This is a genomic window from Curtobacterium citreum (assembly GCF_006715175.1).
GTDB classification, from domain to species: domain Bacteria; phylum Actinomycetota; class Actinomycetes; order Actinomycetales; family Microbacteriaceae; genus Curtobacterium; species Curtobacterium citreum.
In genome coordinates this window covers 1,902,159-1,915,117 of record NZ_VFMQ01000001.1, presented here as the reverse complement: position 1 = coordinate 1,915,117, position 12,959 = coordinate 1,902,159, and the positions used below count along the sequence as shown (strand labels likewise).

The following is a 12,959-nucleotide window of genomic DNA, read 5'->3' as shown; positions in this document are numbered from 1 at the left end:
GCGCGGTACGGTGAGCGGGTGTTCGGACGACGACCTCCCCGCCCCCGGCCCGACGACGCCTCCGGCAACGGGAGCCGCAACGGCAGCGGGAGCGGCATCGGGATCGGCGCCCTCGTCCGGGTCGTCCCGTCGGAGCGCGGCGGGGACCGCTGGGTCGGCGAGCCCGTCGGGGTCGTCGTGGCGCCGGGCGGGAACCAGCTCGGCGGCGTCCAGCGCGCGTGGGTGGTCGCCTTCGACGAGCCCGTACACACCGAGGACGGCCGCGGCCCGTTCGAGCGCGCGACCGTCCTGGGTCGTCAACTGGTGCCGGTCGAACCGGCGGAGTGACCCCGGGCCGCGACGGGCCCCGGGGCGGCGAGGCCTAGTACTCCTCGGAGCCGCTCTTCATCATCGCGGCGACGGCCATGCAGAAGCCGACGCCCCCGAGGACGCCGATGCCGATGATGACGCCTGCGATGAGTTCGAGCATGGTGGACTCCTGTGGTGACGGGGCCGGGCTGGTCCGCTCCAGGTTACCGGATGCCCCGCATGGCCTTCAGCACCGGCTTCGCGAGCAGGAGCAGCACGACACCCACGACGACCGCGACGAGGCCGAGCACCGTGAAGTACGGGGCCTCGTCCGTCGGGTCGTAGTAGGCCGACAGGACACCGGTCACCGCGGTGCCGAGCGACACCGACAGGAAGAACAGCGCGACCATCTGCGTCTGGAACTTCGGCGGCGCGAGCTTCGTCGCGACGGACTGGCCGACCGGCGAGAGCAGCAGCTCGGCGAGCGTGAAGACGAGCAGGATCGCGACGAGGGCCACAAGCGGCGTGCCGTTCTCCCCGGTGCCGACGAAGGGCAGGAACAGCAGGAACGCGATGCCCATGATGCCCGTGCCGAGCGCGAACTTCGTCGGGGTCGAGGGCTGCCGGGCACCGAGCTTCGTCCACATCGCCGCGAAGACGCCGGACAGCACGATGATGAACACCGGGTTGATCGACTGGATCCACGAGACCGGCATCGTCCAGTCGAAGAACGACCGGTCGAGGCGCTGGTCGGAGTACACCGTGACGACGGTGAACTGCTGCTGGTACAGCGACCAGAACACCGCGCTCGCGATGAACAGCGGGATGAAGGCGACGACGCGGGACCGCTCGTCGGCGGTGAGTCCGCTCGACAGGATCACGACGAAGTAGGCGATCGTCGCGACGACCACGACGGCGACCACGACGGTCGGCAGGTTCCGCACGGTCAGGAGCCCCGTCAGGACGGACACCACGACGAGCACGAGCACGACGGCGACGATCCCGCCGAGCAGGGGCAGCCGACGACGGTCGACCGGGTTCGTGACGTGCCGGACGGCGTCCGGGAGCTTCGGACGGCGGATCGCGTACTGCACGAGCCCCGCCGCCATGCCGATCGCCGCGAGTCCGAAGCCGAAGTGGAAGCCGAGGGTGCTCTGTAGCAGCCCGGTGAGCAGCGGGCCGGCGAAGGCGCCGAGGTTCACGCCGAGGTAGTACAGCGAGAAGCCGGCGTCGCGCCGGGGGTCGTCGCGGCTGTACAGCCCGCCGACGATGGTGGTCGCGGTCGCCTTGAGGCCACCGGACCCGAGCGCGATGAGCACCAGGCCGATCCCGACCCCGGCGACCCCCGGGACGAGCGCCAGTGCCACGTGCCCGGCCATCACGACGATCGCACTGCCGAACAGCGTCCGGTCCGCGCCCGCGAGCCGGTCGGCGACCCACGCCCCCGCGATGGTGAAGAGGTACACCGCGCCGCCGTAGGCGCCCATGATGCCGGTGGCGATGCCCTCGCTGATGCCGAGGCCGCCCTGCGACGCCGTGTAGTACATGTACAGGAGGACGATCCCCTGCATGCCGTAGAACGAGAACCGTTCCCAGAGCTCGACCGCGAACGGTGTGGACAGCTCGAACGGCTGCCCGAAGAAGGTGCGCTTGTGCTCCCGGGAGTCGGGTGCGGTGGTGCTGGACATCCGTCCACTGTGCCCCGCGCTCGCGACGACGGCCGAATCGAGCAGGGGTGCGAACAAAATCCCTCCGGCGCGTTTTGGAGGGTTCCCACCACGCGCGAGCCGGGCAGCGCGACGGTCTTGTTCGGCGGACACGGCGTTCACGCGACTGTCGGTCGCGGTGCCTAGCGTGGGTTCTGCAACACGGACAGAGCAGTTCAGGAAGGCTCCACGCATGGTCGACACCGCACCCGCACGCCCCAGCTCGACGACCGCAGCCCCGGCGACCGAGGCCCCGAACGCCAGCGCCGCCGGCGACCCGGCGGCCGGCACCCCGGTCGGCTCGACGGACACCGACGTCCGCATCGACACGACGCTCCTCGGCGAGCTCCTGCTCGGACGGTGGGCCGAGGACCGCCGGATCTCCCGTCGACTGACGAAGGACCCCGCGGTGCACAAGATCGAGGGCCAGCCGGTCCCCGAGCACCGTGCCCGTGCGCTCGAGCAGCTCCGCATCCTGGTCGACGCCGGCGCGATCCAGCGTCCGTACCCGCTCGAGTTCGGCGGGCAGGAGAACCACGGCGGCAACCTCGCCGCGTTCGAGGAGCTGACCACCGCCGACCCGTCGCTCCAGATCAAGGCCGGCGTGCAGTGGGGACTGTTCGGCTCGGCCGTGCACCACCTGGGCACCGAGCGGAACCACCGCGAGTTCCTGCCGGGGATCATCCGCTTCGACGTGCCCGGCTGCTTCGCCATGACGGAGACCGGGCACGGCTCGGACGTCCAGAGCATCGCGACGACGGCGACCTACGACCCGGCGACGCAGGAGTTCGAGATCCACACGCCGTTCCGCGGTGCGTGGAAGGACTACATCGGCAACGCAGCCCTGCACGGCAGAGCAGCCGTCGTGTTCGCGAAGCTCGTCACCGCGGGCGTCGACCACGGCGTGCACGCCTTCTACGTGCCGCTCCGCGACGTCGAGGGCGCCTTCCTGCCCGGCGTCGGCGGCGAGGACGACGGCGTCAAGGGCGGCCTGAACGGCATCGACAACGGCCGGCTCTGGTTCGACCACGTCCGGGTCCCCCGCACGAACCTGCTCAACCGGTACGGCGACGTCGCCGAGGACGGCACGTACAGCTCCCCCATCGCCTCGCCCGGACGCCGCTTCTTCACGATGCTCGGCACCCTCGTGCAGGGTCGGGTCTCGCTCGACGGTGCGGCCGTGGTCGCGCAGAAGATCGGGCTGCAGATCGCCCTGACCTACGCGATGGAGCGTCGGCAGTTCCCGACCGGCGGCGGTGACGAGGGCGTGCTGCTCGACTACGGCCGACACCAGCGTCGCCTGATCCCCCGGCTCGCGACGGTGTTCGCGCAGTCGTTCGCGCACGAGAAGCTCCTGCGCACGTTCGACGACGTGTTCAGCGGGCGCGAGGACACCCCGCAGCGCCGCGAGGACCTGGAGACCCAGGCCGCGGCGTTCAAGTCGATGTCGACCTGGTCGGCGCTCGAGACCCTGCAGGAGTGCCGCGAGGCCTGCGGTGGCGCCGGGTTCCTCGCCGAGAACCGCCTCACCGGTCTCCGCGCCGACCTCGACGTCTACGTGACGTTCGAGGGCGACAACACGATCCTGCTGCAGCTCGTCGGCAAGCGGCTCCTCACCGACTTCCGCGCCCGCGCCCCGCGCGACCCGGCGTCGACGGCCCGCTTCGTCGCCGCCCAGGCGGCCGCGAAGCTCGCCGACGCGTCCGGCCTGCGCCGGCTCGGGCAGACCGTCGCCGACCGCGGGTCGCTCGCGGCCTCCGTCACCGACCTGCAGGACCCCCGGACGCAGCGCGAGCTGCTCCAGGGCCGCGTCGACACGATGGTGACCGAGATCGGACTGCGGCTCGCCTCGGCCGGCAAGGACCGAGCGAAGGCGGCGAAGCTCCTGAACCGCTCGCAGCACGAGCTGATCGAGGCGGCGAAGGCGCACGCGGAGCTCATGCAGTGGGAGGCGTTCACGGACGCGATCGAGGAGGTCGCCCCCGGCGACACCCGACGCACGCTGGTCTGGCTGCGCGACCTGTTCGCCCTCGGGCTGCTCGAGCAGCACCTGGACTGGTACCTGCTGCACGGTCGGCTGTCGGCCCAGCGCGGTCGCGCGGTGTCGGCGTACGTCGACCGGCTCGTCGCCCGCATCCGGCCGATCGTCCCGCAGCTGATCGAGTCGTTCGGCTACGAGCCGGAGCACGTCCGGGCGCCGATCGCCCTCGGCGAGGAGCGTGCCCGGCAGGAGGAGGCAGCGGCGTGGTTCGCGGCCGAGGCCGCCGCCGGACGCCTGCCCGAGCAGGAGAAGAAGCCCCGGCCGTAGCGATCCGCAGGCAGGGCAGGCGGCGGGATCCCAGTCGGAGCCGCAGGAGCGCCGGGCCTCGGTCGGGGTCCGGCGCAGAACGCCCCGGTCGGGGTCCAGCGCGGAGCGCCCCGGCGCGAGGTCCGGCGCAGAACGCCTCAGTCGGGGTCCGGCGCGGTGCGCCCCAGCGCCGCCCGCAGCCGCGCCTCGGCGTCGTCCGGCCCCGCGGCACCGGCGGACGCGGCGGCGGCAGCCGCCTCGGCGTTCGCCTCGGTGACGGCGCGCACGACCTCCTCGCGCTGGATCTTCACCCCGCGCGGTGCGTCGATACCGATCCGCACGCCGTCCCCGCGGCTGTCGAGCACCGTGATGACGACGTCGTCACCGACGAGGATCCGCTCGCCGACCTTCCGCGTGAGTACCAGCACCCCGTCAGCCTAGCGACAGGACCGGGACCCCCAACCGGTGCACCGACTCCGGCGTGGCGGTCTCCCCCGCACCGATCGCCACGATGCCCGCGACGGACGTGCGCGACGCCACGGCCGACACCATCGCCACGGTGTCCTCGTGCTTCCGGCCGACGTCGACGACGACCCACACCTGATCCGGCGCGAGGCCCTCGGTCGTCGCGACGTCGTCCCACGCGGCGACGCCGAGCAGCGCGTGCCCGGCCTGCACGCCGGCCGCGCGGGCGAGGATCCCGGCCCGCCGGTCCGCGGCGTCGGTCGGCTGGAGCGCGTGCCGCATCGCGAAGACGCCGGCCGCTGCGTCGACGTCGGTCGGTCGGCCGACCAGCAGGACCAGGTCGCCGTCGGCGGACCGCACCGCCGGCACGACGGGGGCCGACAGGACCGGTGGCACCGCGCCTCCAGGCTGGTCGCCGGCACCGTCCTGGAGGCGCGACCCGCCCCCGTCGACCAAGCCCGCGTCCGGCTCGGGGCCGGCCCCGGCGGGCCCGCGCACCGGCACCGGCACGGGCACGGATGCATCCGCTGGCACGGATGCGGGCACGGATGCGGGCACGGACGTGGCTGCAGCTCCGCGCGGTGCGATCCCGTCCGCGACGAACCCGTCGAGCACCGACGCGAACGCGTCGGCACGCGCCGTCGCGGTGCCGTCGGAGCGGGCGATGCGGTCCTCGGCCGCCTCGGCGTCGGCGAGGAGCGCGGCGATGCCGACCCGCACGACCGGACCGTCCGCGATCGCGACCCGCGCGACGGGCGGGGTGGTCGGGTCGGCGACCTCGACGACCGCCTCGACGTGGGCGCGGCGGAACAGCCCGCCGATGCCGGCGGACGTGACGCGCTCGGCGGAGACGATGCGGGCGCTGGTGCCGAACTCGGCGCGGACGGCCTCGCGGACCGCCTCGAGCGTCGGGCCCCTACGCAGCGATCGGGTCGGCGGCACGGACCACCCCCACGGTCTCGATGGTGGAGCCCGCGGCGGTGGCCTCCTGGTACGACAGCACCGGCAGGCCGTTCGCCTGCGCGGAGACCATGCGGTGCACGGCCGGGCGGAGCTGCGGGGCGCACACCAGGACGGCGGAGAGCCCCTGTTCCTCGACCGAGCGCACGGCGTCGCGGAGGGACCCGAGGACCTGCTCGATGCGGTGCGCGTCGAGCACGATCTGGGTACCCTGCTCGGACGGCCGGAGCCCCTCGAGCATCGACTGCTCCAGGAGCGGGTCGATCATGATCACCCGGAGCGTGCCGTCCTCGGCGTAGCGCGCGGGCAGGGCCGGACCGAGGGCGGTGCGGGCGGCCTCGACGAGTCCCTCGGGGTCCGTCGAGACCTTGGCCCGGAGGGTGAGCGCCTCGCAGATCCGGCCGAGGTCGTTGATCGGGACACGCTCGGACAGCAGGCCCTGGAGCACGCGCTGCACCTCGGCGAGCGAGAGCATGCCGGGGACGAGCTCCTCGACCGCGGCCGGGTTCACCTGCTTGACGCCCTCGGTGAGGACCTTGACGTCCTCGCGCGTGAGCAGCCGTGCGGCGTTGTCCCCGATCACGGCCTGCAGGTGGGTGACGAGCACGGAGACCCGGTCGATCACGGTCGCACCCGTCATCTCCGCCGCGTGCCGGAGCTCGGCGGGGACCCACTTGCCGGCGAGCCCGAACACCGGCTCGACCGTCACCGCGCCGGGCAGCCCGTCGAGCTGGTCGCCGAGTGCGAGGACGCTCCGCGCGGGCGCGGTCCCCCGACCGGCCTCGACGCCGGCGATCCGGATGGCGTAGGTCGCCGGCGGCAGGTCGATGCTGTCGCGCGTCCGCACCGGCGGCACGACGATCCCCATGTCGACGGCGATCTTCCGGCGGAGCGCGCGGACCCGACCGAGCAGGTCGTCCGAGGCGCCGGACACCATGTCGACCAGGTCGGGGGCGAGCAGGATCTCGAGGGCGTGCACGCGCATCTGCTCGAGCAGGTCCTCGGGGCTGTCCGACGTGGGCGCCGCGGCCTCGAGCGCCTGCTGCTGCTCGGCCGCTTGCTCCTCGCGCTTCGCCTGCCGGGCGAGTCGCCATCCGGCGAACAGCAGGCCGGCGCCGATGAGCAGGAACGGGACGATCGGCATGCCGGGGATGAAGCCCATCGCGATCGCGGCCACCCCGGCGATCATCAGCGCGTTGCGGGACTGGGTCAGCTGCTTCGTCGCCGAGGCGCCGATCTCGGTCTCCGCGCCGGACCGGGTCACGATCATGCCCGTCGAGACCGCCATCAGGAGCGCCGGGATCTGCGTCACGAGCCCGTCGCCGATCGTCAGGATGCCGTACTTCGACAGGGCGTCGGTGATCGAGAGGCCGTTCTGCAGCATGCCGATCGCGATGCCGCCGATGAGGTTGATGACGATGATCAGGATGCCCGCGATCGCGTCGCCCTTGACGAACTTCGATGCGCCGTCCATCGCGCCGTAGAAGTCGGCCTCGGCGGAGACGGCCGCGCGGCGCTCCTTCGCCTCGGCGTCCGTGATGAGCCCGGCGTTCAGGTCGGCGTCGATCGCCATCTGCTTGCCCGGCATGGCGTCGAGGGTGAACCGCGCCCCGACCTCGGCGACGCGCTCGGCGCCCTTCGTGACGACGACGAACTGGATCACCACGAGGATGAGGAACACGACCGCGCCGATGATCACCGACCCGGAGACCGCGACGTGGCCGAACGCCTGGATGACGTCGCCGGCGAACCCCTCGCCGAGCACGAGCCGGGTGGACGCGACGTTCAGGCCGAGCCGGAACAGCGTCGCGACGAGCAGCAGCGAGGGGAACACCGAGAAGTCGAGCGGCTTCTTCACGAACAGCGTCGTGAGCAGGATCACGAGCGCCAGCAGGATGTTGCAGATGATGAGCACGTCGAGCAGGAACGACGGCACCGGCAGGATCAGGAGCAGGACGATCCCGACGATGAAGACGGGGACGGCGAGCTTCGGCAGGTCCTTGCGGTTCATGCGGGAACCCCTTGCGGATCGGAGGTCGCGGACGACGACGGGCTGGGTGCCGCGTCGGCGGCGGGACGGGACGGGCGGAGCCGGCGCGGACGCAGGTCGCCGCTGAGGGTGGCGGGGTCGAGGACGGCGGCGACCTCGGCCGGGGTGGTCGGACGGGGTGCGGCGTGCGTGCCCGCCGCGGCACCGCGGGCCTTGAGGGCCATCACGAACGACAGGACGCGGGCGACGGGCGTGTAGAGGTCGACCGGGACCTCCTGCCCGAGCTCGCACGCGGCGTGCAGCGCCCGGGTGAGCGGGACGTCGCGGACGATCGGTACCCGGGCCTCCTCGGCCCTGGCGCGGATGACGTCGGCGACCGGCCCGGCACCCTTCGCGGTCACCCGTGGAGCGGACTTCCCCGGTTCGTAGCGGAGCGCGACCGCGTAGTGGGTCGGGTTCGTCATGACGACGTCGGCGTCCCCGATCGCGGCGACCATCCGGTTCCGGCTCATCGCCAGCTGGCGGGAGCGTCGCTGCGACTTCACGAGGGGGTCGCCCTCGCTGTGCTTCGACTCGTCCTTGACCTCCTGCTTGGTCATCATGGTGCGCTTCCGGTTGCGCCGGACAACCACGAAGACGTCGACCGCGGCGAGGAGCAGCCCCGCGGCGACGGCGGCGCGCAGGAGCGTCCCGGTGCCGGCCGCGGCGGCGTCGAGCACCGCGGACAGCGGCAGCGAGCCGCTCGTCATGAGCACGGGCACGAGCGACTGCACGGCGAACCAGAGCACGAGCCCGACGACCGCGGTCTTGAGCAGCGCCTTCACCCCGTTCCAGAGCGCCTGCACGCCGAACACCCGCTTGATCCCGGCGACCGGGTCGAAGTGGTCCGGCTGCGGGGTCATCCGACGGAAGTGCACCCCGCCCTGCGCGACGGACACCGCCGCGACGGCGACCGCGACGACGCCGAGCATCGGGCCGAGCGTCGCCCCGATCGAGGCGAACGCGTCGACGAGCGCCTGCCGCGCCGTGGCGGTCGTGGGGTCGGCGATCACCCGCTGCACGACGTGCAGCTGCTCCTGCCCGGCCGAGGCGGCACTGCCGATCGCGGCGGGCATCATGAGCGCCGCCGTCGCGATCCCGACCCAGGCGCCGAGGTCCTGCGACCGGCCGAGCTGCCCCTTCCGGTGCACCTCCTGCATGCGCTTCTGGGTGGCCCGCTCGGACCGTTCCCCGCTGCCGCCGTCGGACACGCCGTCACCCCCGTCCGGTGATCGCGGCGACGGCGTCCCCGGTGAGGGACGACACCACCGCGGGCAGGGCCATGAAGAGCGCGCCGGCGAACACGACGGTCAGCCCGATCTTGATCGGGAAGCCCATCTGGAAGGCGTTCAGCGCGGGTGCGACCCGGGTGAGCAGCCCGAGTCCGACGTCCGCCAGGAAGAGCACGACGACGAGCGGGCCGGCGATCTGCAGCGCCGCGAGGAACATCTGCGACATCGCGGTGACGAGCAGCGCCGCGAGTGACCCGACCGCGAAGGTGCCGGGTGCACCGTCGGTGCCGACGAGGGGCACCGCGTCGAACGACCGGACGAGTCCGCCGACGATGGGCTGGTAGCCCCCGCTGGCGAACAGGAGCGCGAGGGACGCCATCTGGAACAGCCGGGTGAACTGCGCGCCGTTCACCTGGGACTGCGGGTCGAACGCCTGCGCGAGGGTGAACCCTCCGAACAGGTCGATGAGCGCACCGGCGGACTGCACGGCGGCGAAGACGAGGAACACCAGGAACCCGAGCCCGAGCCCCACCGCGAGCTGGGTGAGGAGGGCGAGGAGGAACGCCCCGGTGTCCGCCTGCACGTACCCGGCGCCGACGTGCGGCGCGAGGCCGATCGCCAGGGCGAGCCCGAGGACGACCTTGATCGTCGCCGGGAACGCCCGGTACGAGAACGGCGGCGCGATGACGAAGAACGCCACGAGCCGCACCCCGGCGAGCATCGTGGCCTCGAGCCGCGCGCCGTCGACGACGAGGTCCATCAGCCGGTCCCGAGCAGCTTCGGGATCATGTCGAACGCGACGTGCGTGAACGCCACCATCTCCGAGATCATCCAGTTGCCGCAGACGACCAGGGCGATCGCGACGGCGACGGCCTTCGGCACGAACGAGAGCGTGACCTCCTGGATCTGGGTCACGGACTGGAACAGCGAGATCGCGAACCCGACGACGAGCGAGGTCACGAGGACCGGGGCGGCGAGCTTCGCCGACACCAGGAGCGCCTGGAGCGTGAGGTCGATGACGGCCTGCTGGTTCATCAGTGCACCACCTGGTAGCTCTCGATGAGCGACTGGATGATGAGCCCCCACCCGTCGACGAGCACGAACAGCAGGATCTTGAACGGCAGCGAGATCATCACCGGTGGGAGCATCATCATGCCCATCGACATCAGCGCTGCGGACACGACGAGGTCGATCACCAGGAACGGGATGAAGATGACGAACCCGATGATGAACGCGCTGCGGAGCTCGGAGATCACGAACGCCGGGATCACGGTCGTCATCGGGACGGCGTCCATGTCCTTCGGGTTGGCCTGACCGGCCGCGCGGGTGATGAGCGCGACGTCCTCCTCGCGCGTCTGGTGCAGCATGAACGTGCGGAGCGGCTTCGTCCCGACCTCGACCGCCGTCGCGAAGTCGACGTGCCCCGCCAGGTACGGCTGCAGGGCGTCGTCGTTGATGTGCCCGAGCACCGGTGCCATCACGAAGAGCGACAGGAAGAGCGCGAGTCCGGCGAGGACCTGGTTCGGCGGGATGCCCTGGAGCGCGAGCGCGTTCCGGGTCATCGCGAGGACCACGAAGATCTTCGTGAAGGACGTCATCATGAGCAGCAGCGACGGGGCGACGCTGAGGAGCGTGATGCCCAGGAGCGTCACGACCGCCGACGACGGGCTGCCGTCCGGACCGTTCACGCTGACGCTGAAGTCCCCGGTCGCGGGCGGGGTCGGCGTCGCGGGCGCGCTCGGCTGGACGACCCCGGCGGCGTGTGCGCCGGTCGGGTCCAGGAGCAGCAGGCCGGCGAGCACCGCCGCGCCGAGCAGGACGAGCGTGACGAGGCGGCCGACGCGTGCGGCGGTCACCCGGCCCGCCGGTCGCGGAGCGCAGCCGCGGCCTGCCGCCACGTGTCGGCGGACAGGATCGAACCGTGCAGCTGACGGTTGGTCGGCACGAAGGTGCGCTGCGGACGCCGGTTGCGCGGACGCATGGGCAGCGACGCCGTCACCTCGGCCGTCTCGGCCGCTCCGACCGGGAGGATCGTGGCGGGGTCGTCCTGCTGCTCCAGCTCGGCGCGGAACCGGTCGGCGGACGTGACGATCGCGAGCTCGGGCTCCGGAGCGGGCGCCTGCCCGCTCGTGAGCAGCGCGACCCCGTGCTCGGACACGCCGAGGACGAGGCGCTCCCCCTCGACGTCCACCACGACGACGCTCGCCTTGCCGCCGATGCCGGTGCGCCCGACGACCTCGACGGACGCGGCTCGGCGGCCGCGGGCCTTCGGTCGGCCGAGCTGCCCCTTCGACACGCGGCGGTGCAGCACCCACATCAGGGCGAGCACGACGCCGAGCGACAGGGCGACGCGGAGGACGATGACCAGTGTGTCCACGGCCGGGCTCAGACGCTCTCGGCGACGTCGAGGATCTTCGTGATGCGGACCGCGTAGTCCTGGTCGACGACGACGACCTCGCCGTGCGCGATGAGCCGACCGTTCAGCAGGACGTCCGCGGGGGCCCCGGCGCTGCGGTCGAGCTCGACGACGGCGCCCGGTTCCATGCCGAGGACGTCGCGGACGGACATGCGCGTGCGGCCGATCTCGACCGTCAGCGTCATCTCGACGTTGTTGATCCGGCCGAGGTTCCCGGTCGGCACGGCGGGCGTGGCGGCCGGGGCGGAGACGGTGCCGTTCTCGCGGACGCGCAGGCCGAACCACCCACCGGGGACGCCGCCGGCGGTCAGTGCGAACACGACCGTCTCCGGGTCGGCGAACAGCGACGCGGCCGACTCGCGGCGGGCCTCGCCGAGGACCCCGACGCCGAGGACCCCGGCGGCGGCCTCGAGGGACGGGCGGAGGACGTCGGTGACCGCGACGATCCCGTGGTCGGTGCCGCCGGCGGCGACGACGGCCTCCAGGTCGGTGAGCACCAGGGCCAGGTCGGCCGACAGGCCGCCGACGAAGGACGCGACCACCGCGTCGGCCGCCGCTTCGAGCACGACCGCGGGCGCGCCTCCAGGCTGTGCCACCGCGGACAGGGGGGCCGCCGTCGGGAGCTGCGCCGCGAGCGACTCGGCGGCTGCGGTGTGGAGGGTGGTCGTGGTCATGCGTGCTGCTCCGTGGTGGTCGTGACGACGATGCCGGCGAGGCGCGAACCGTTCGCGCCGACGGCGGCCGTGCCGACGGGCTCGCCGTCGACGGCGATGGTGAGGGGGCGGTGCTGCGGGTGCGGCAGCGGCAGGACGTCGCCGACCGCGAGGCCGAGGACCCGCGCGGGGAGCACGGTCGCCGGCGCGAAGCGCAGGCTGACACCGACCGGGACCGCCGCGAGCTGCGCGTCGAGCAGGGCCTTCGCGTCGGCGGCGGTGACGCTCGAGGTGTCTTCGCCGAGCTGCGGCAGGAGCGCCTCGGCCGGCAGCGCGAGGGTCCCCGGTGCGACGCGGTCGCCGACGCGGATCGCGAACGAGGCGACGATCATCAGGTCGCCCTTCTGCGCGGCCTGTGCGAACTGGCTGTTGAACTGGAAGCCGCCGGTCGCGACCTCGTGCGTGAGCAGCCCGCCGAACGAGTAGCGCAGGTCGTCGAGGGCGTCCTCGACGATCTTCCGGACGAGCGCCTGCTCGATCGGGGTGAAGGTGCGGTCGGGGGTCGGCAGCGGCTTCGAGGCGCCGAGGGCGTGCGACACCCAGGTCAGGGCGGCGTCGAGCGGTACCTGCAGCACGCCCTTGGGTGCGATGCCGGCGATCGGCAGGAGCACCATGCCGGTCAGGGCGGGCAGCGACGCGGCGTACTCGTCGTACGTCGTCATCTCGACCTGCTCGCAGGTGACCTGGCTGACCGCCCGGACCTTGGCGGTCAGCTGCGTGCCCCACTGCCGGGCGAAGGTCTCGAAGGCGAGCTCGAGGACCCTGGCGTGCTCGCGGGCGAGCGTCGACGGGCGCGCGAAGTCGTACACCTCGGGCGCTGGCAGGGTCTCGGTCACGGGTGCGTCTGTCGGCCGCCGGCGGGC

At 72.7% G+C, this 12,959-nt stretch carries 13 protein-coding genes; 2 read left to right on the top strand and 11 right to left on the bottom strand.

Annotated elements, in window-relative coordinates; genetic code table 11:
* Window positions 1–18 precede the first annotated feature (18 nt).
* Window positions 19–327: a hypothetical protein gene (locus FB462_RS09035; protein ID WP_229666702.1), complete on the top strand. Its 309-nt coding sequence runs from the start codon at window positions 19–21 to the stop codon at window positions 325–327.
* A gap of 185 nt (window positions 328–512) precedes the next feature.
* Here the strand turns inward: FB462_RS09035 and FB462_RS09030 are convergent, their stop codons facing one another.
* Window positions 513–1,976: a peptide MFS transporter gene (locus tag FB462_RS09030; protein WP_141861462.1), complete on the bottom strand. Its 1,464-nt coding sequence runs from the start codon at window positions 1,974–1,976 to the stop codon at window positions 513–515.
* A 211-nt stretch (window positions 1,977–2,187) separates the two neighbouring features.
* Here FB462_RS09030 and FB462_RS09025 point away from each other — a divergent pair, with 211 nt between their 5' ends.
* Window positions 2,188–4,302, top strand: a complete 2,115-nt coding sequence (locus FB462_RS09025) for an acyl-CoA dehydrogenase family protein (protein WP_114851103.1) — start codon at window positions 2,188–2,190, stop codon at window positions 4,300–4,302.
* Between the two features lie 137 nt (window positions 4,303–4,439).
* On the opposite strand, the gene csrA is transcribed toward FB462_RS09025, so the two are convergent.
* Genes csrA through FB462_RS08975 form a run of 10 tightly spaced genes read right to left on the bottom strand, consistent with a single transcriptional unit; the run spans window position 4,440 to window position 12,932 of the window.
* The gene (gene csrA / locus FB462_RS09020; protein WP_058740408.1) at window positions 4,440–4,709 is read right to left on the bottom strand and encodes a carbon storage regulator CsrA; all 270 of its coding nucleotides are present in this window, start codon (window positions 4,707–4,709) and stop codon (window positions 4,440–4,442) included.
* A gap of 4 nt (window positions 4,710–4,713) precedes the next feature.
* Complete coding sequence (locus tag FB462_RS09015) at window positions 4,714–5,688, bottom strand: hypothetical protein (protein WP_141861460.1); 975 nt, start codon at window positions 5,686–5,688, stop codon at window positions 4,714–4,716.
* Window positions 5,663–7,717, bottom strand: a complete 2,055-nt coding sequence (locus tag FB462_RS09010; protein WP_141861459.1) for a flagellar biosynthesis protein FlhA — start codon at window positions 7,715–7,717, stop codon at window positions 5,663–5,665. Before FB462_RS09010 ends, FB462_RS09015 begins: the two co-directional genes overlap by 26 nt.
* Complete coding sequence (locus FB462_RS09005; RefSeq protein WP_114851100.1) at window positions 7,714–8,946, bottom strand: EscU/YscU/HrcU family type III secretion system export apparatus switch protein; 1,233 nt, start codon at window positions 8,944–8,946, stop codon at window positions 7,714–7,716. The genes FB462_RS09010 and FB462_RS09005 overlap by 4 nt, the downstream gene beginning before the upstream one ends.
* Window positions 8,947–8,950: 4 nt before the next feature.
* Window positions 8,951–9,727, bottom strand: a complete 777-nt coding sequence (locus FB462_RS09000; protein ID WP_114851099.1) for a flagellar biosynthetic protein FliR — start codon at window positions 9,725–9,727, stop codon at window positions 8,951–8,953.
* On the bottom strand, window positions 9,727–10,002 hold the full coding sequence (gene fliQ, locus FB462_RS08995; RefSeq protein WP_058740403.1) for a flagellar biosynthesis protein FliQ: 276 nt from the start codon (window positions 10,000–10,002) through the stop codon (window positions 9,727–9,729). The genes FB462_RS09000 and fliQ overlap by 1 nt, the downstream gene beginning before the upstream one ends.
* Window positions 10,002–10,823, bottom strand: coding sequence for a flagellar type III secretion system pore protein FliP (fliP, locus tag FB462_RS08990; RefSeq protein ID WP_141861457.1), 822 nt, complete (start codon window positions 10,821–10,823; stop codon window positions 10,002–10,004). Before fliP ends, fliQ begins: the two co-directional genes overlap by 1 nt.
* Window positions 10,820–11,344, bottom strand: a complete 525-nt coding sequence (locus FB462_RS08985; protein ID WP_141861455.1) for a FliO/MopB family protein — start codon at window positions 11,342–11,344, stop codon at window positions 10,820–10,822. The genes fliP and FB462_RS08985 overlap by 4 nt, the downstream gene beginning before the upstream one ends.
* Window positions 11,345–11,352: 8 nt before the next feature.
* The gene (gene fliN, locus FB462_RS08980) at window positions 11,353–12,057 is read right to left on the bottom strand and encodes a flagellar motor switch protein FliN (protein ID WP_058740401.1); all 705 of its coding nucleotides are present in this window, start codon (window positions 12,055–12,057) and stop codon (window positions 11,353–11,355) included.
* A complete protein-coding gene (locus FB462_RS08975) occupies window positions 12,054–12,932 on the bottom strand; it encodes a flagellar motor switch protein FliM (RefSeq protein ID WP_141861453.1) in 879 nt (292 codons plus the stop codon). The genes fliN and FB462_RS08975 overlap by 4 nt, the downstream gene beginning before the upstream one ends.
* Window positions 12,933–12,959: the final 27 nt, after the last annotated feature.

Bases quoted from the DNA above. Each gene is read 5' to 3' on its own strand.
- FB462_RS09030 (WP_141861462.1), bottom strand. From the start codon at position 1,976: ATGTCCAGCACCACCGCACCCGACTCCCGGGAGCACAAGCGCACCTTC.
- FB462_RS09025 (WP_114851103.1), top strand. From the start codon at position 2,188: ATGGTCGACACCGCACCCGCACGCCCCAGCTCGACGACCGCAGCCCCG.
- FB462_RS09010 (WP_141861459.1), bottom strand. From the start codon at position 7,717: ATGAACCGCAAGGACCTGCCGAAGCTCGCCGTCCCCGTCTTCATCGTC.
- FB462_RS09000 (WP_114851099.1), bottom strand. From the start codon at position 9,727: ATGGACCTCGTCGTCGACGGCGCGCGGCTCGAGGCCACGATGCTCGCC.
- fliQ (WP_058740403.1), bottom strand. From the start codon at position 10,002: ATGAACCAGCAGGCCGTCATCGACCTCACGCTCCAGGCGCTCCTGGTG.
- fliN (WP_058740401.1), bottom strand. From the start codon at position 12,057: ATGACCACGACCACCCTCCACACCGCAGCCGCCGAGTCGCTCGCGGCG.